At 65.9% G+C, this 17,858-nt stretch carries 16 protein-coding genes; 8 read left to right on the top strand and 8 right to left on the bottom strand.

From position 1 onward, the window contains the following. Positions 1 to 14 precede the first annotated feature (14 nt). Both CCK87_RS09155 and CCK87_RS09150 read left to right on the top strand, forming a co-directional pair. Entirely contained in the window at positions 15 to 752 is a 738-nt protein-coding gene (locus CCK87_RS09155; protein ID WP_086461066.1) for a fumarylacetoacetate hydrolase family protein, read from the top strand. Positions 753 to 764: 12 nt separating this feature from the next. After that, a complete protein-coding gene (locus tag CCK87_RS09150) occupies positions 765 to 1,823 on the top strand; it encodes an L-idonate 5-dehydrogenase (protein WP_086461065.1) in 1,059 nt (352 codons plus the stop codon). Here the strand turns inward: CCK87_RS09150 and CCK87_RS09145 are convergent. The 7 genes from CCK87_RS09145 to CCK87_RS09115 form a co-directional block, all read right to left on the bottom strand. Next, positions 1,797 to 2,813: a sugar phosphate isomerase/epimerase family protein gene (locus CCK87_RS09145; protein ID WP_086461064.1), complete on the bottom strand. Its 1,017-nt coding sequence runs from the start codon at positions 2,811 to 2,813 to the stop codon at positions 1,797 to 1,799. The two genes, CCK87_RS09150 and CCK87_RS09145, sit on opposite strands and share 27 nt — an antisense overlap. Before the next feature lie 98 nt (positions 2,814 to 2,911). Beyond that, positions 2,912 to 4,090: a substrate-binding domain-containing protein gene (locus tag CCK87_RS09140; protein WP_086461063.1), complete on the bottom strand. Its 1,179-nt coding sequence runs from the start codon at positions 4,088 to 4,090 to the stop codon at positions 2,912 to 2,914. 3 nt (positions 4,091 to 4,093) lie between these two features. Next, positions 4,094 to 5,200 (bottom strand): ABC transporter permease, encoded by a 1,107-nt coding sequence (locus CCK87_RS09135; protein ID WP_212638204.1) that lies wholly within the window; start codon positions 5,198 to 5,200, stop codon positions 4,094 to 4,096. Beyond that, positions 5,197 to 6,699, bottom strand: coding sequence for a sugar ABC transporter ATP-binding protein (locus CCK87_RS09130; RefSeq protein WP_086461062.1), 1,503 nt, complete (start codon positions 6,697 to 6,699; stop codon positions 5,197 to 5,199). The genes CCK87_RS09135 and CCK87_RS09130 overlap by 4 nt, the downstream gene beginning before the upstream one ends. Positions 6,700 to 6,811: 112 nt before the next feature. Continuing rightward, positions 6,812 to 7,588 (bottom strand): IclR family transcriptional regulator, encoded by a 777-nt coding sequence (locus CCK87_RS09125; RefSeq protein ID WP_086461061.1) that lies wholly within the window; start codon positions 7,586 to 7,588, stop codon positions 6,812 to 6,814. A gap of 2 nt (positions 7,589 to 7,590) precedes the next feature. Then, complete coding sequence (locus tag CCK87_RS09120; RefSeq protein WP_086461060.1) at positions 7,591 to 8,520, bottom strand: SMP-30/gluconolactonase/LRE family protein; 930 nt, start codon at positions 8,518 to 8,520, stop codon at positions 7,591 to 7,593. An 83-nt stretch (positions 8,521 to 8,603) separates the two neighbouring features. Beyond that, complete coding sequence (locus CCK87_RS09115; RefSeq protein WP_086461059.1) at positions 8,604 to 9,536, bottom strand: LysR family transcriptional regulator; 933 nt, start codon at positions 9,534 to 9,536, stop codon at positions 8,604 to 8,606. A 71-nt stretch (positions 9,537 to 9,607) separates the two neighbouring features. On the opposite strand from CCK87_RS09115, the gene CCK87_RS09110 reads away from it, so the two are divergent. The 4 genes from CCK87_RS09110 to pth all read left to right on the top strand — a co-directional run bounded on the left by CCK87_RS09110 (position 9,608) and on the right by pth (position 12,871). After that, positions 9,608 to 10,498, top strand: coding sequence for an EamA family transporter (locus CCK87_RS09110; RefSeq protein ID WP_086461058.1), 891 nt, complete (start codon positions 9,608 to 9,610; stop codon positions 10,496 to 10,498). A 12-nt stretch (positions 10,499 to 10,510) separates the two neighbouring features. After that, positions 10,511 to 11,437 (top strand): hypothetical protein, encoded by a 927-nt coding sequence (locus tag CCK87_RS09105; RefSeq protein ID WP_086461057.1) that lies wholly within the window; start codon positions 10,511 to 10,513, stop codon positions 11,435 to 11,437. Positions 11,438 to 11,631: 194 nt separating this feature from the next. Beyond that, complete coding sequence (locus tag CCK87_RS09100; protein WP_086461056.1) at positions 11,632 to 12,255, top strand: 50S ribosomal protein L25/general stress protein Ctc; 624 nt, start codon at positions 11,632 to 11,634, stop codon at positions 12,253 to 12,255. Between the two features lie 31 nt (positions 12,256 to 12,286). Then, entirely contained in the window at positions 12,287 to 12,871 is a 585-nt protein-coding gene (gene pth / locus CCK87_RS09095) for an aminoacyl-tRNA hydrolase (RefSeq protein ID WP_086461055.1), read from the top strand. Between the two features lie 26 nt (positions 12,872 to 12,897). On the opposite strand, the gene CCK87_RS09090 is transcribed toward pth, so the two are convergent. Continuing rightward, entirely contained in the window at positions 12,898 to 13,500 is a 603-nt protein-coding gene (locus CCK87_RS09090; protein ID WP_086461054.1) for a hypothetical protein, read from the bottom strand. 92 nt (positions 13,501 to 13,592) lie between these two features. On the opposite strand from CCK87_RS09090, the gene mfd reads away from it, so the two are divergent. Beyond that, positions 13,593 to 17,204 carry a transcription-repair coupling factor gene (gene mfd, locus CCK87_RS09085; RefSeq protein WP_086461053.1) on the top strand — a complete coding sequence of 1,204 codons (3,612 nt, stop codon included), beginning with the start codon at positions 13,593 to 13,595 and terminating at the stop codon, positions 17,202 to 17,204. Then, entirely contained in the window at positions 17,201 to 17,857 is a 657-nt protein-coding gene (locus tag CCK87_RS09080; RefSeq protein WP_086461052.1) for a MazG family protein, read from the top strand. The genes mfd and CCK87_RS09080 overlap by 4 nt, the downstream gene beginning before the upstream one ends. Position 17,858: the final 1 nt, after the last annotated feature.

Here is a 17,858-nt window from a genome sequence, read left to right as displayed (position 1 = left end):
TGAAAGGCACCGATATGCGCATCGCGCGAATTGAGACATCCAACGGCCCGAGCCACGCCGTGGCCGACGCGACGGGCTGGCGGCACATCGCCGATCCCTTCGCCGCCGAACTCGTGTTCACGGGCGGATCGACGGCGTTCGACGAGGCGGTGCTGCTGGCACCCGTCGATCCCCGCGTGCTGCTCGGGATCGCTCAGAACAAGGGCAACAACGACCATCTGCTGCCCATTCAGGCCTGGTACAAATCGCCCCACACGGTGACCGGGCAGAACGCGACTATCGAGATCGTGCGCGGAGTGGGCCAGGTCAATATCGAGGGCGAGCTGGCCGTGGTGATCGGTCGGCATGCGTCGAAGCTCACTCCCCAGAATGCTCTCGACGCCGTGCTGGGCTACACGGTCGCGAACGACGTGACCAATGTCGATCAGGTTCCCATCGACGAGAAGAACTTTCAGAGCAAGAGCGGCCCGAACTACACGCCGCTCGGCCCGTGGATCGAGACCGAGATCGCCGACCCCGAGTCCGTACCCACCGAGGTCGCCATCAACGATGTCGTGCTCGCCGAATCGGGCTCGTTCAACCTCGGCTCGACGGTGGTCGAGACTCTCGTCTATGTCACGTCGTGGCTTGACCTCGAGGCCGGCGACGTCGTGATGACGGGAGCCCCTCGGACTTTTCTTCCCGTCCAGCCCGGTGATCGGGTCGATATCCGCCTCGAGGGAATCGGAACCCTCAGTAGCACGATCGTTTAGGAGACGCACCCGATGAATTCCAGCACTGACGCACCCTCGGCCGACGTCTCTGTCGGCGTCGTGGCGCATGCGAAGGACGATCTGCGCGTCGAGAACATCGCCGTGCCGGTGGCCCGTGCCGACCAGGCGATCATCGACGTGGCGTATGGGGGCATCTGCGGCTCCGATCTCCACTACTGGTTGCACGGGGCTGCTGGCGAGTCGATCCTGAAGCGGCCCATGCTCCTGGGGCACGAGGTCGTGGGCACGGTGCGTATCGCGGCCTCCGACGGCTCGGGACCCGCGGCCGGCACGCGCGTTGCAGTGCATCCGGCCACGCCCGGAGCGGGCGATGGCTCTCGCTATCCCGAGGATCGGCCCAACCTGTCACCCGGATGCACCTACCTCGGCAGCGCAGCCAGAGACCCGCACACCGATGGAGCCTTCGCGTCTCGCGTCGCGCTCGACGCCAGGATGCTTCGCGCACTTCCCGAGGGACTGTCGTTGCGCGACGCGGCGCTCGTCGAGCCGGCCAGTGTGGCCTGGCACGCGGTCGCCCGGGCGGGCGACGTGCGGGGCAAACGAGTTCTCGTGATCGGAAGCGGTCCGATCGGAACGCTGATCGTCTCCGTGCTGAAGCGTGCCGGAGCCGCCGAGATCATCGCGACCGACATGTTCGAGGGGCCGCTTGCCATCGCATCGGCAGTCGGAGCCGACAAGACGATCCTGGCGACGGATGCTGATGCCATCGCCGCAGTCGACGCAGACGTCGCGCTCGAATCGTCGGGCAGCCACCGAGGCCTTGCCTCGGCCATGCGCGGAGTGACGCGAGGCGGCCGAGTAGTCATGGTCGGGCTCCTGCCCTCGGGCGAGCAGCCCGCCCTCATCTCCCTGGCCATCACTCGCGAACTCGAGCTCGTCGGGTCTTTCCGATTCAACGACGAGATCGATGACGTGATCGCCGCGCTCGCGGACGGTTCGCTGCGAGTGGGACCTGTCGTCACCCATGAGTTCGGCGTCGACGAGGCGTTGCAGGCGTTCGCGGTGGCGAAGGATTCCGCGGCTTCAGGAAAGGTGCTGCTGCGGTTCTGAGCGCACGAGGTCGGCGGGGTCGGGCGCGAGCTGCAGACGTCTGCTCTGCGGAATGACGTAGTTGTCGGTCTCCGGCAGCACGGAGCGCAGATAGCGCTGGTTCGTGCCGCTGACGCTCAGGCCGTCGCCTCCGTATTGCTCGCAGCAGATGACGCCCTGAAATCCGCACGAGAGTGCGATGTCGAGAGCCTCTCGATAGCTGATCACTCCGCCCTCGAGCGTCGAGGGCACGGCGGTATACCTGCCCGAGCTCCTGTCCTCGTCACGCTGGTAGTTCTTCACATGCCAGTAGTTTGCGTAGGGGAGTGTGCGCTCGAGAACGTCGCGCCAGTCGTCGATGGCACGGTGCAGTCGCAACAGGTTGCCCGTATCGGGATTCAGCCCGACGGAGTCGAGCCCGACGTCTTCGACGAGGTGCACCGCAGAATCCGCCGTGCCGAGGTAGGTGTCCTCGTACATCTCGAGACTCAGCAGAACTCCGACCTCCTGCGCATGACGCCCCAGCTCTCGCAGACGAGCGACGGCGCGCGCCCACATGTCAGGATCGCCCACTGGATCCTGATGGCCGGTGACCGTCCAGAACCAGAGCTGTTCCTTCTGTTCGGAGGTGAGCTCCTGGTGCAGACCGACAGACACGACGCTGGCCCCGATCAACGCTGCTGCGTCAATGGCTCGATGGCTGTAGTCGAGGTTCTCGTCGCCGCGGCTCGCGTGAAGCACGCTCCGACGGATGAGCGAGATAGCGGGAGTCGAGAGGCCCTCTGATCTTGCAGCCTCTGCGAACGCTCTGAGACGGGCCGGCTGCAAATCGGCAGCACGCACCCATACGTCGGTGAGATCGACACTGCGGAATCCTGCCCGAGCGACCTGATGGAAGGCCGCAGCCCACCTTTCGGGAGTGGCATCCTGCGCCTTCGTGCCGTCTCTCGCGACGGAGGAGAACTGGAGAAGGGCGACGGCGATCGGCCAGGTGTCGGCGCTATAGGGCATGACAGGCCCCTTTCATTGGTGGTGCAGAAGGCGGTGACGCTGGAAACAGTGATGCGGGGCGGATGCGCTGATCGCGCATCCGCCCCGGCGCGGTGTGGCTACTTGCCCCACATCTTCGTGAACACGTCGCGGTAGCCGCTATCGGGGTCGAACACATCGCCACTCGGCACGTTCTTCACCGTGATGAGGCCGGGCGCCGGAACGAAGGTCGACGGATCGGTGCCGGCGAACGCGCGATTGGTCTCGTCGATCAGCTGCCAGGCCTCGAGAACGAGCGGCTCGGCGACGGTCGCCGACTGGTAGTCGACGTTCCGGATGCGCTGGAACTCGGCCGGGTCACCGTCTCCCGCGGCGACGGACTGCGGCGAGCCGGCTGGGTCCTTGCCGGCTGCCCTCAGTGCCTGCTGGGCTCCGCCGAAGTAGTTGCCGTTGATCGCGAGCAGATACGTCAGCTTGTCGCCCTGCTCCTGGAGGAGATTCGAGATCAGCCCGGGCATGCGCTGGCTGGCCTCGGCGATGGGCGAATCGTTGTAGCTCAGCACGGAGCATCCCGAGCAGGCTTCGATGTACGCCTTCATGGCATCGGCCTTCTTGACGGCGATGCCGTACTGGCCATCGGTGAAGATGGCGACCCCGGCCTTGCCGTCGGAGTCTGCCACCGCGTAGGCGGCCGCGAGTTGAGACACCTGCAGCGGATCGGTGCTCACATTGGTGAACAGCCCGTTGCCCGGGCCTGTATCCGCGCCGGCATGCCAGCCGAGAACCGGGATCCCTGCCTCGGTCGCCTGCTTGATCGAGCTGGCAGACTCCGTCGGGTCGGAGCCGCCCAAGATGATCGCGTCGGACTTCGCCGCGATCGCCTGGTTCATCGCCGTGGTTCGTCCCTGGGCGGATGCCTTGCCGTCGTAGACGTCGACGGTCCAGCCCATGACTGCCGCCGCTTCCTGCAGACCCGTGGCGACAGCATTGACTCCGCCATTCGTCAGGTCGCTTCCCACATACGCGATCTTGGCCCCGGGCTTCTGCGCCGTCGGTCCGTCGGTCGATGGCGTGAAGCCTGTCGCTGCGCTGAGGCTGTCAGCGACGAGTTTCTTAGAGGCCTCGACGATGTCACCCTCGGGGATGATCGACGAGAAGTCTTCCGCAGCGGCGGTCGCGGCGCCTGTTCCGCCCGCCTTCTCCGCCACACTGCCGCTGGAGCACGCGGAGACGCTGATGAGGACTGCGACGGTGAGGCTCGCTAGTGCGACCCGGCCGACCGTTCTAGGGATGGTCATGGCTCATTTCTCTTCTCTGTTGGTGAAGGACACGGCGTCGTCGTCGTGCGGTTCTTCGGGGGTTTCGGTGGGCGAGGCGACGATCGGGGCGTCCGCGCGGGACGCGCGGCGACGGCTGGCGAGCGAGGCGATGGTGATGGCGGCGACCAGGGTGAGTCCGTTGAAGAGGGGCTCGAGGAAGAACTGGCCTGGGATGAGCTGCTGCAGGCCCGAGATGCCGATCGTGGCGATGACGACGCCGAGGATCGTTCCGAGTGCGTTGACGCGGCCGGGCTTGATGGTCGTCGAGCCGAGGAAGGCGGCAGTCAGGGCAGGCAGAAGGTATTCCGGGCCGATGTTGGCCTGAGCGACGCCCGCCTGCTTCGAGGCAAGGAGCACTCCGGCGACGGCGGTCAGCACACCGGAGGCGACCATGGCGGAGACGACGTAACGACGCCGGTTGACGCCGGTGAGCTCGGCTGCGCGCGGGTTTGCTCCGACGGCATAGAGGTAGCGCCCGGCGGGAAGGAATTCGAGCACGAGCCACAGCAGCAGGGCGAGCACGAGGGCGATGACGAAGGGGCCGGGAACAGGCCCGAGCGACCAGGTCGATAGGGCATCGAACGCGCTCGCCCGCACGCCGGCATTGTCGGTCACCTGGCGTCCGCCGGTAGTCCAGTAGGTGATCGCGAAAATGACCTGACCGGTGGCGAGCGTCGCGATGAACGCGTCGACCTGGGCGAGCTCCACCAGAAGGGCGTTGAAGAGTCCGACGAGAGCCCCGCCGAGCAGACTCAGGAAGATCACCAGGCGGTAGTCCATGCCCGCGATCTGCCATTGCAGGGCCATCACCTGCCAGAGTCCGACTCCGTAGCCGATAGACAGATCGATCTTGCCGGCGACCATGGGAATGGTCACGGCGATCGCGAGGATCAGCAGTGTCGACTGGCTCGACGCGAGCAGCTGGAAGTTGAGCAGCGTGGCGAATGTGTCGGGTCGGGCGATCGCGAAGATCACGAAGAGCACCCCGGTCAGCACGACCATGCCGTAGACGGTCGTGAGCTTGCGATACCAGGGAGCGGATTTCGGCGGCTCGAGTGCCGTCGATTTCAGCGATGTGTTCATGGTCATGATGCGCTCCCTTCGAGCACGGTGGTCTGTCTATCGAGGTCGGATGCGGCCGCGATCAGGTTTGCGATGGTGAGGTCGGCGCCCGTGATCTCGGCGACGACGCGGCCCCTGCCGAAGACGATCGCGCGGTGGGCGATCGCGGTGACCTCCTCCATATCTGTCGAGACCACTACGGCAGCCGTGCCCTCCCTGGCGGCGTCGCGCAGGAGGGCGTAGATATCGGCTTTCGCTCCCACATCGACGCCCATGGTCGGCTCTTCGAGTACCACGGCCTTGCGGCCAACGCCAAACCAACGGGCGAGGATGACCTTCTGCTGATTTCCTCCCGAAAAGGTGTCGAGCGGCAACTCCGGGTCGGACGGACGGATGCCGAAGTCGTCGATGTAGCGGCGGGCCGCGAGCTTCTCTGCTCGCGCTCCGCGGAACTGCCAGAAGCGCCTGCCCCACACCGCCGGATTCAGGAACAGATTCTCGCGGGCAGAGAGGCCGGCTCCCACGGCCTCGCTCTCTCTGTTCGATGTTGCGAACCCGACGCCCGCCTCGACGGCGACGCGGGGATTCTTTGGTTCGAACGCTGCTCCGTCGAGTTCGAACGAGCCCGCCCGCACTCTGGCGTCTCCAGCTATGGCGCGGCCTATCTGCTCGTGGCCCGCCCCGCGGAGTCCGCAGAGTGCGACGACTTCGCCGCGGTGCACATCGAGTGAGACGGGTCCGACGTTGCCGACCTCCACCGCGTCGAGGCGGAGGCGAACCTTGCTCTGCGGGGCGTCGAAGGTGGGATTGACCGTGTTGCGCCCCACGATCAGGTCGACCAGTTCGCGGTGGCTGAGCGACGCCACTGTTCGATCGCCCACGACCTGCCCGCTGCGCATCACGACCGTGCGGGTCGAGATCTGATAGATCTCGTCGAGACGGTGAGACACGTAGATCATGCCGACACCCGAATCTCTGAGCCGCCTCAGCACCGAGAACAGGCGCTCCACGTCTTCGGCGGGCAGCGAGGCGGTCGGCTCGTCGAGCACGAGGAGCTTCGGCTTGGTGACGAGACCGCGTGCGATGGCGAGAAGGCTGCGCTCGGTGCGCGGCAGATCGAAGATCCTGGCGTTCGGGTCGATCCCTCCGCCGACGAGCTCGAGCACCTCGCTCGCTCGCCTCATCACGGCCGCGTGGTCGATGAATCCCAGCCGTTTCGGGTAGCCGAGCACCTGTGCGATGTTCTCAGCCACGGTCATCCACTCGATGAGGCCCAGGTTCTGATGGATGAAGGAGATGCTGCGGCGGGTCTGGCCACTCGCCAGGTCGGCGCCGGCGAGAGTCATGGTTCCGCTGTCGGGCTTGTAGACGCCCGCGAGCATCTTGATGACCGTCGACTTTCCGGCACCGTTCTCTCCGAGCAGCGAGACGACCTCGCCCTGGCGCACATCGAAGCTCACGCTCTGAGCAGCGTGGGTGGCGAAGAACGACTTGTCGAGATTCCTGACTTCGAGCAGAGGAATCATGGGTACTCCCGTTCGGGTTGAGGGTGGGTTCGTGCTGTTTTCGGCATGGCTGAAGAGCCCCGGTGTCGCGGGCTGAGACGCCGGGTGGGGAAGGAACAGGGCCGTGCGGGTTCTAGGTCGCGGCTCCGGCGAGCTGCCTCGACAACTTGCGCAGGTCGAGGATCAACCGATCGCGCAACTCCGGAGTGGCGCGGTACGACAGCAGAGTGGAGCTCACCGCGGTGGGCTGGCGCAGTCCGGTGACGGCGACGCCGAAGCACGTCACTCCGGTCGTGTTCTGCTGGTCGTCGATCGAGTATCCGCGCACGCGGATGGCAGCCAGGTCGCGTCGCAACTCGTCGACCGTGCGGAAAGAGTGATTCGTGAGTCGGGGCATCTCCGTCACGTGTTCGAGACGGGCATTCATCTCGTCTTCGGGCAGTGACGCGAGCATCGCCTTGCCGAGGCCTGTGACGACGGCGGGCAGACGATGGCCGATGTCCGTGGCGAGACGCACGGGCTGATTGCCGTTGTGTCGCGCGAGGTAGAGCACGTCGAGACCGTCGAGCACGGCGATCAGCGCGGTCTCTTCACGCAGCGTGGGCAGCATGTTCGCCAGCCGACGGAACTCCGAGACGAGATCGGTCGACGAGAGCACCGACTGGCCCAGCTCGAGCACCTTGTATCCGAGAACCCATCCTCGAGAAAGCTGGCGCGCCATGCCGGCCGCCTGCAGCGTCGTCATCAGATTGGAGATCGACGACTTCGCCATCCCGGTGGCCCTGGCGATCTCCGAGAGCGTGACCGGCCCCTTGTTCTGGGCCATGACGTCGAGGATGCGGACGGCGCGCATGACGGCGGGAACCGGCGTGGAGGACTCCCGGGCCTGGGCGATATCGATGAGCGCCATCGTCACGCCTCCTGCGGTCGAGCCAGCATCGTCGACGCGGCATCTCTGGTCGACGTGGCGATGGAGTAGAGGCTGGTGGTCGCGGTGATGAAGAGGGTCGTGCCGTCTGGGCCGCCGAAGCACACGTTCGACACGGTTTCAGGAACGGGAATGTGGCCGAGTCGTGTGCCTTCCGGTGAGTACACGCTGACTCCCGACGCGGTCGAGGTCCAGACATGTCCATCGACGTCGACGCGGAAGCCATCGGAGATACCCTCGTCGATGACCGCGAAGACGCGGCCGTTCTTGCATCGGGTGCCGACGACGTCATACGCGCGGATATGATGATTGCCGCCGCCGGTTCGCAGCGCGGCCGATGTATCGGAGACGTACAAGACGGATCCATCAGGCGAGAAAGCCAGTCCGTTGGGCTCCTCGACGTCGATGACGACAGGTCGCGTCTCACCGGTGTGCGGATCGTGGCGGAACACGAAGTTGTCGCCATACTCGCGTTCGCCGGGGTGGCCCTCGATCGGCACGACGATGCCGTAGGGCGGGTCGGAGAACCAGATGCTGCCATCGGAGGCCACGACGACGTCGTTGGGGGAGTTCAGGCGTGCGCCGTTGTACGAGTCGACGATCGGCGTCACGACACCGTCTCTATCGCGCTCGATTCGTCGGCGTCCGTGCGAGCACTGGATAACAGAACCGTCGTGATCGAGAGTCCGTCCGTTGGTGAACTCGACCTCGGTGGCGTAGACGGAGAGAGATCCGTCGGCAGGGGAGTACTCGAGGATCCGATTCGCGGGGATGTCGCTCCACCGAACGGACTGCGTCGCGGGAATCCATGCCGGACCTTCGGACCAGGTCGCACCCGTCGCGAGTACCGCGAGTTCCGCTCCCGTGGCGAGCAAGCCACTGAGACCGGATGTCTCGGGGGAACGAGCGTCCATGGTCACCTCCGTTGGTTGATAGCTACTACAGCACCACTGGAGTCACCGCGCAATGTCGTGTTCGAAATACCGAACGCTGTTTATTACTCTGAATTGCGTGCTGTCGCGTCCTCGCCGCGCGCATGCGCAGCTTCGGCCACGAGCTCGTCGAGAACGAGTCCCACCGCACGTCGCGCGGCACGGTCCGGTCGCATAAGTATTTCGATTCGTCGGCCCGCGCGAAGATCGGTGAGCGGCAGCAACACATAGCGTCCGGATGCGCGTTCGAGCGACGTATGGCGGGGTAGCAGAGCGACGCCATGACCCGCCGCCACGAGTTTCTCGGTGAGCGGCAGATGGGTGGTGCGGTGCACGACCCTGGCGGTGATGCCGGCCTGCGCGGACATCGCCTGCAGCACTCGGTCGAGCGGAAAGTCGAGGGGAACCCCGATCCAGTCCTCGTGGATCACATCGGTGGGGGAGACCCGCGACCGCGACGCCAACTCATGATCCAACGGCAAGGCCACGTCGAGCGGTTCGCGCAAGAGAGGGATGACGCTCAGGCGCTCGCGGTCGGGTGGCAGCACGTCGTCGGAGCGGTGGGCGACGACGACATCGAAGTCGCTCGTGAGTGCGGCGAAGTCGTCTTGCGACACGTCGCGGTCCGAGATCTCCAGCGAGATCCCCGGATGCGCACGCATGCGCGTGAGCAGGCCCGGCACGAGAAGTTCTGCCGCCGAGTAGAAGATCGCCATGCGTACGGTTCCGGATGCGCCGCCCTGGAACGCGCTCCAGGTCGCTTCGGCCTCGGCGATGGCCGTCGCCACCCGCACCGAGCTCTCTGCCAGGGCGTGCCCGGCGTCGGTGAGACGCACGCCGCGACCGACTCGCTCGACGAGGACGGTGCCCATCTGCCGCTGCAGGGTGCGCAACTGCTGAGACACCGCGCTCGGCGTCTTACCGAGGGCGTAGGCCACCTCGGTGACGCTGCCGCGCTCGGCCAGTTCTCGAAGCAGGGCGAGCTGATTCACATCCATGAAGTCAGGCTACAAAGTGAATGATCTTTGTTGCAATTGTCCTTCAGTGAGACTTCGGCCACGATGGGCACATGTCCACCCGAGATCGACTCCTGGCCGTGATCGTAGCCGTGTGCTGGGGAGTGAACTTTCCTGCCACGGCACTCGCCCTCGAGCACTTCCCGCCCTTCTTCCTCGTAGCTCTCCGATTCGCGTTGATCGCGATTCCGACGGTGCTCTTCGTGCCGCGTCCCCAGATCAAGCTGCGCTGGCTGCTCGGTGTCGGACTCGGCATCGGCCTGCTGCAGTTCGCCTTCCTCTACGCAGGCATGGCCGCCGGGATGCCGAGCGGGCTCGCCTCGCTCGTGCTGCAGGCATCCGCGCCCTTCACCGTGCTGATCGCCGGCATCTGGCTGCGCGAGCGGATCACGCAGCGACAGGCGATCGGCATCGCCGTCGCTGTGCTCGGGCTCGCGGCGATCGCTGTGCACCGGGCTCAGGTGGCGGCCCTGCTCCCTGTCATCCTCACTCTGTGCGGTGCGCTCGGTTGGGCGATCGGCAACGTCTCGACGCGCAAGGCCGAGGCGCCGAATCCCTTCCGCCTCACACTCTGGATGTCGGTGGTGCCGCCGGTCCCGATGCTCGCGCTCGCGTTGCTGGTCGAGGGGCCGCAGCGCATCGGCGACAGCCTCGGAACGATGTTCACCCTCGACGCTCTGCCTGCCGTATTCGGGCTGCTCTACATCGTGCTCATCGCCACGCTCGTCGGCTACGGGATCTGGGGCGGGCTTCTGAAACGCAACCCGTCGAGTGTGGTCGCACCTTTCTCCATGCTCGTTCCCGTGGTGGGCGTGCTCGCGTCGTGGCTGGCGTTCGGAGAGGTCATCGACGTCGTCGAACTGATCGCCGGCGTCTTCGTGGTGGGTGGCGTGCTGTTCGCCAGCATGCGAAGCAGACGGGTGGCGGTGCCCGCGACGGCCTGACAGGATCGCTGCATGTCTCAGCGAATCTTCTCCGCGTCCGACTTCCAAGAATCTCCCGGCCGAAGGTCTCGCTCCGGGGGGTCGGTCGTCGGCAGGATCGTCAGCTCGCTGATCGGTCTGATCCTCACGATGCCAGCGCTGTTCCTCGTGATCTCGGGAGGCGGTCGCGGCTACTCGCAGACGCTGATGGAGAAGAATGCCGAGCTCGACATCGGAGCCATCCTTCTCGCGCTGGTGGGCCTCATGCTTCTCCTCGTCGTCGTTCTGACGGGACTGTTCTCTGCGGCTGGACTCCTGGTCGGCGGAGTCCTCACCACGGCCGCTGGCGCGGCATTCGTGATCGATCCCGGTGTCGCCCGGTGGGTCGCCGAGTTCGTGCCGGGGTTCGGACCGGCGGCGCCCTTGACGCTCGGCGTCTGGGGGCAGTCCGGGCTCCTGCTCGTCGTTGGCATCGTGCTGCTCGCGTCGTCGCTTGCACGCGTCGTCGCTGCGCGCTCGGGAGGAACTCGCTCTCGAGGAGCGCGCACCCTCATCTCCATCATCGTCGCCGTCATCGCCACCGTCGGCGGACTCGCACTGGTCATCGTCGGATCAACCGCGTTGCTTCGCGCCGTCGGGTCATACGGCGGCAATGGGTCGATCGACATAGGCTCGCTGCTCATTCTCCTGGCGGGGGCAGTGGTTCTTGGAGTGGTGGCGCTCACCTCGGCGTGGAGCTCTGTCGGCGCGATGATCGTCGGCGCCGTTCTATTGGTCGCCGGTGTCGCGGGATTCCTCCCAGCTATATCGCGTGGCGTCTTCCAGGCTGTCGCGCCGTTGTCGTCGGACGGCGCAGCCGGAGCATCCAACGTCTTTGCGATCGGAGTCGTGGCGGTGCTCGGCGTGGCACTGGTCGGGGCGGCGGCGTCCTGTGCTCGAGCGCGACGAGCGGCGCGCTGACCCGCCGTGTACACTGGCGACTGAACTTCGGCGAGGGATGCCATTTGGCGTGCGGTGAACGCACCCGAAAGCATCCGTTATCGACGCGGTGGATGAGGCACGCAAGAACTGGGTCTTTCCTCTCGCAATACGCGGTCGAGTTGAATCATTGACACTAACGATGCGGGCCTCGCGGCTCGCCAAGGAGCATTCTCATGGCTGACAAAAAAGAAGCCCAGAACGAAAACAGCGTCGTAGCCGAGGTTCGCACCTCGTTCGGCAAGGGCGCTGCCCGCAAGATCCGCGCCGTCGGCAAGATCCCGGCCGTTCTCTACGGTCACGGCACCGAGCCCGTGCACATCACGCTGCCCGGCCACCAGGTCGCGCTGATCCTGCGCAAGGCGAACGCCGTTCTCGACCTCGACATCGAGGGCACCGAGCAGGCCGCCCTGGTCAAGGACGTTCAGAAGGACCCGGTTCTGCAGATCATCGAGCACATCGACCTCATCGTCCTGCGCAAGGGCGAGAAGGTCCAGGTCGAGGTTCCGATCCACGTCGAAGGCGAGTCGTTCGCCGGTACGTTGGCGTCGCTCGACGAGAACACGCTGCTCGTCGAGGTGCTGGCCATCAGCATCCCGGAGCGCATCGTCGTGAACATCGAAGGAGCCGTCGAGGGCACGCAGATCCTCGCGAAGGACGTCGTGCTGCCCGAGGGTGCCACGCTGGTCAGCGACCCCGAGCTGCTCGTCATCAACGTCACCGTGCCCGAAGAGGCCGACCTCGGCGACTCGCTGAGCGCGGGCGACGAGGCCACCGGTTCGCCCGAGGCTGCCGAGTAACACCGTTCAACGGAATACGTGAGGCACGACGCTGTCTGACAACGTCTGGCTCGTAGCCGGGCTCGGGAATCCCGGGCCCGGCTACGCTGGCAATAGGCACAATGTGGGCCAGATGGTCCTCGCCGAACTGGCCGCCCGAAACGGCGCGAAGTTCGGCAAACACAAGACGAACTCCACGGTCGCCGAGGGGTTTCTGCGCCCCGGCGGGCCGAAGCTGATTCTCGCCAAACCCAATTCGTTCATGAATAACTCGGGCGGCCCGGTCTCCCAACTTCTCAACTTCTACAGTCTCGAGCCGTCGAGGCTCATCGTGGTGCACGACGAACTCGACATTCCGTTCGACACTCTCCGGCTGAAGTCGGGGGGAGGTCCGGGTGGTCACAACGGCATCAGAGACATCATCAGCGCCGCAGGCACGCCCGATTTCATCCGCGTGCGGGTCGGTGTGGGTCGGCCGCCCGGTCGAATGGATGCGGCCGACTTCGTGCTGCGGGACTTCTCTGCCGCCGAGCGTCAGGTGCTTCCCAATCTGCTCGTGGATGCCGCGGACGCGGTCGAGAAGATCGCCGACGACGGTCTGACGGCCGCGCAGCAGCAGTTTCACTCGCCTGTCTGAGGCATTTACCGGCTTGATGCGGCAGATCAGCCGACGTTGCTGAAGATCTCCGGAGCCGAGGCGAACGTCACGGCGTAGAACACGACGAACGAGATCACGGGCGTGGCGACCGAGAGGGCCATGGCCACGATCCCGAATGCCCTGCCGCGTTTCTTGATCGTGGCGATCAGGCCCTGTACGAGGGCCCACAGTCCGAGCACTGTTCCTCCGATGAAGAACGCCGTGCTGAGCACACCGAAAGCAGCGATGCCCGGATCGCTGCTGTTGATGACGGTCTGGTCGATCGTGCCTCCGGCGGTGATCGCCTTGCCCGCGATGGGCGCGAAGGCGAGACCTCCGACGACCGAGAGCACGACAGCGAACAGGAGCACGACGAGGCCGGCGACGAACGCCACGACTCCGAGCGTCTTCGGCTTCGCCGGGGGAGCGTTGTGGAAGATGGCGGACGACGGCGTGAACGTCGAGGCGGCGAAAGGCTGGGACTCTGCGGCGGTGCTCGTGGGTGCGGCGACCGACTCGACAGCCTCGACGGGAGGGTTCTGCGACGCGGGCGCGTACTCGCCATAGCGTGGCCGCGGGCGCTCGTCACGAGCGGGCTCGGATGGTTCGATGGGGGGAACGTGCGACACGGGAGTCCTCAGAACGGTTCGGGCAGAGTGAGTCCCTAGGAACTCTACCGGCGCCAGGGGCGCCTGTCGGTGGGCCCGCGTAAGCTTGCACGGTGATCCTTCAGGGCTTGACTCACGCGCTTTCGCGCGCCTCCACGTTCGACAACGCCCTTGCGTATGCTGCGCGCGACGTCGACTTCTCCCTGACCGAGGGGCTTCGTGCTCCGCTGCTCGCGGGCCTTCTCAGCCAGCGCGGGGCGAATGGTCTGCCGCAGGCTCTGCTCGTGGTCACGGCCACCGGACGAGAGTCGGAGATGCTCAGGGGAACTCTGGCCTCGATGACTCCCGAGGCCGAGATCGTCGAGTTCCCCGCGTGGGAGACGCTGCCACACGAGCGACTCAGCCCCAGCGCCGAGATCGTCGGCAAGAGAATCGACGCGCTGCGTCGACTTTCGACCTGGAACGGCAAGAAGCCGCTCGTCGTCGTCGCGTCAGTGCGTGCCGCCCTGCAGCCTCTCGCTGACAACCTCGCCGATCTCGAGCCCATCCATCTCGTCGCGGGCGCGCGTGGGCACGACCTTGCGCGGCTGTCGCTCGACCTGGTGAACCTCGCGTACTCGCGTGTCGACATGGTCACGCGCCGCGGCGAGTATGCGGTGCGCGGCGGCATCCTCGATGTCTTCCCTCCCATCGCCGAGCACCCCTACCGGGTCGACTTCTTCGGCGACGAGGTCGAGACGATCCGTGCCTTCTCCGTCGCCGACCAGCGCTCTCTCGACACACCGGTCGAGTCGGTCGACCTTCCGCCCAGCCGTGAACTCCTGCTCTCCGACGCTGTGCGCCAGCGTGCCAGAGAGATGCAGCACGAGTTCCCGAGCATCGCAGGACTGCTCGCGAAAATCGCCGAAGGAATCCCGGTCGAGGGCATGGAGTCTCTCGCTCCGGCACTGCTCGATCGGCTGGTCACCGTCGCGCACTACCTGCCGAAGGGCTCGGCCATCGCCGTGCTCTCGCCCGAGAAGGTCGCCAGTCGCGCGGTCAGCCTCGCCGAGACGAACCGTGAGTTCCTCGCGGCGGCGTGGACCGCCGCGACAGCCGGGGCCGAAGCACCGATCGACCTGACCAGCGGCGAGTTCATCACCCTCAACGAGCTGCGGGCCGCGGCCGGCCCCGACCGTGCGTGGTGGACGCTCTCGACGTTCCAGTCCGCTCCGGGAGCAGCCGACGGTCTCATCGAGGTTCTGCCGGAGCACCGCGACATCGAGGAGCATCTCACGGTGCGCATCGAGGCCGACCCGGTGCCGAGCTTCCAGGGCAACGTCGACGGCGCGATCGAGCACGTGCGGGGGCTCGTGGCCGACGGGTGGACCGTCGCGGTCGTGGCTCAGGGCGCCGGGCTCGTCGAGCGCGCCGCCGATGTCCTGGCCGAGAATGAGATCGCGGCCCGTGTCGTCGAGCTGTTCCCGGCAGACGCCGAGCCCGGCATCGCCTATCTCCTGAAAGCCACGGTCGACCATGGCTTTCAGTTGCCCGAGATCAAGCTGGCACTCATCGCGGAGTCCGAGTTCTACGGTCGAACGGTCGGGTACGACTCGCGCCAGGTCAAGAAACTGGCCTCTCGACGGCGCAACGTGGTCGACCCGCTGCAGCTCAAGCAGGGCGACTACGTCGTTCACACCACCCACGGCATCGGTAAGTTCATCGAGCTGACCCAGCGCGAGGTCAAGTCGGGTGGCCGAAACCCCATCAAGACCACGCGTGAGTACCTCGTCATCGAGTACGCGCCGTCGAAGCGCGGATATCCCGGCGACAAGCTCTACGTGCCCACCGACCAGCTCGACATGCTCTCCCGCTACGTCGGCGGTGAGGCCCCCGGGCTGTCGAAGATGGGCGGCAGCGACTGGTCCGCGGCAAAGGGCAAGGCGCGCAAGGCCGTCCGCGACATCGCGGTCGAGCTCGTCAAGCTGTACTCGGCCCGCATGGCGTCGAAGGGGCATGCGTTCGGCCCCGACACCCCCTGGCAACGCGAGCTCGAAGAGGCGTTCCCGTTCGCCGAGACCCCTGATCAGCTCACTGTCATCGACGAGGTGAAGGCCGACATGGAGCGGCCCATTCCCATGGACAGGCTCCTGTCGGGCGACGTCGGTTTCGGAAAGACAGAGGTCGCGGTGCGGGCGGCATTCAAGGCGGTACAAGACGGCAAGCAGGTCGCTGTGCTCGTTCCGACGACGCTTCTCGTTCGTCAGCACCTCGAGACCTTCCAGGAGCGCTTCGCCGGCTTCCCTGTGCATCTGCGGCCGCTGAGCAGATTCCAGACAGAGAAGGAGTCGAAAGAGACGATCGCCGGCATGAAAGACGGCACGGTCGACGTGGTGATCGCGACGCACCGACTGCTGTCGGAGAACATCGGCTTCAAAGACCTCGGCCTGATGATCATCGACGAGGAGCAGCGCTTCGGAGTCGAACACAAAGACGCGCTGAAGAAGCTCAAGACCAACGTCGACATCCTCTCGATGAGCGCCACGCCTATTCCGCGCACGCTCGAGATGGCGGTCACCGGCATCCGTGAGATGTCGACGCTCGCCACCCCTCCCGAAGACCGGCATCCGATCCTCACCTTCGTCGGCCCCTATTCCGACAAGCAGGTCGGAGCGGCGATCCGCCGCGAGCTGCTGCGCGAAGGCCAGGTCTTCTTCGTACACAACCGGGTCTCGAGCATCAACAAGGTCGCGGCCCAGCTCGCCGAGCTCGTTCCCGAAGCACGCATCGGTGTCGCCCACGGCCAGCTCGGCGAACACCAGCTCGAACAGGTGATCGTCGACTTCTGGGAGCGCAAGTTCGACGTGCTCGTGTCGACCACGATCATCGAGACCGGGCTCGACATCGCCAACGCCAATACGCTGATCGTCGACCGCGCCGACAAGTACGGTCTGAGCCAGCTCCACCAGTTGCGAGGCCGCGTAGGACGCGGGCGCGAGCGCGCCTACGCCTACCTCCTCTATGACGAGCACAAGCCGCTCACCGACCTGGCGAACGACCGGCTCACCACCCTGGCGGCCAACAACGAGCTCGGCTCGGGCATCCAGGTCGCTCTCAAAGACCTCGAGATCAGAGGCGCCGGAAATCTCCTGGGCGGAGAGCAGTCCGGGCACATCGCCGGCGTCGGCTTCGACCTCTATCTGCGCATGATCGGCGAGGCCGTATCGACCTTCCGAGGAGACGTCGCCGAGGGCCAGACCGAGCTGCGGCTCGAGCTTCCCGTCGATGCGCACATCCCCGACGACTACGTCGACAGTGAGCGGCTGCGCCTCGAGGCTTATCAGAAGCTGTCGACGGCGAGTTCGCCCACGTCGAACGACGAGCAGATCGACCTCGTCATCGAGGAGCTCACCGACCGCTACGGACAGCCGCCCGAGCAGGTGGCCAACCTCGTCGCCGTGTCACGACTACGCCGTCAGGCCCAGAAGTCCGGGCTCGGCGAGGTCGTCACCATGGGGTCGAATCTGCGCCTCGCGCCGGCCGATCTTCCCGACTCGATCCAGGTGCGCATGCGCCGCATGTACCCCGACGCCAAGTACTTCGCTCAGGCCGGCGCCGTCTCCATCCCGCTGCCCGTCATCGACGGCGCGGTTCTCGAAGACGCCGCCCTCATCGAGTGGACGAAGAGCGTGCTCACCGCGCTCTTCCCCGCGCCGGTGCTGGCAGAGAGCGAGAAGCAGTCATGACGTACCCCAAGCTCGACGAGCTCGTGCGCACCGTCGCCCGGTTGCGCGGACCGGGCGGATGCGCGTGGGACGCGGATCAGACGCACGAGTCGCTCGTGCAGTACCTCGTCGAAGAGAGCTACGAGCTGATCGAAGCGCTCGAAGCAGGCACGCGCGACGACATCATCGAAGAGCTGGGAGACGTGCTCTACCAGGTGCTGTTCCACGCCGACCTCGCCGCCCACACTCCCGGTGAGGACTTCGATATCGAGGTCGTCGCCGAGCGTATGACCGCCAAGATGGTCGGCCGGCATCCGCACGTGTTCGGCGACGCAGTCGCTCATACGGCCGACGATGTCGTAGCCGTCTGGGACGAGCTGAAGGCCGTCGAGAAGCCGGGGCGCACCAGCGTGCTCGACGGAATACCGCAGGGCATGCCCGCACTGGCGCTCGCTGACAAGGTCATCGGGCGGGCACAGAAGGTCGGCGTCCTCGACAAAGAGGCGATCGCGGCGACCCCGATGCAGACCGAAGACGAGCTCGGCGGGCTGCTCCTGGCCATCGTCGCGTCGGCCAAGGCTCAGGGCCTCGACGCGGAGCGCGCTCTCCGATCCGCACTCCGCGACCTCCAGGGTGAGATCCGCGATGCCGAGACGCATGCCGGCGGTCAATAGA

Source organism: Agreia sp. VKM Ac-1783 (genome assembly GCF_900177765.1).
Classification (GTDB): Bacteria; Actinomycetota; Actinomycetes; order Actinomycetales; family Microbacteriaceae; genus Agreia.
Note: the sequence above shows the minus strand (reverse complement) of the source record. Positions and strands in the feature narration are given on the sequence as shown.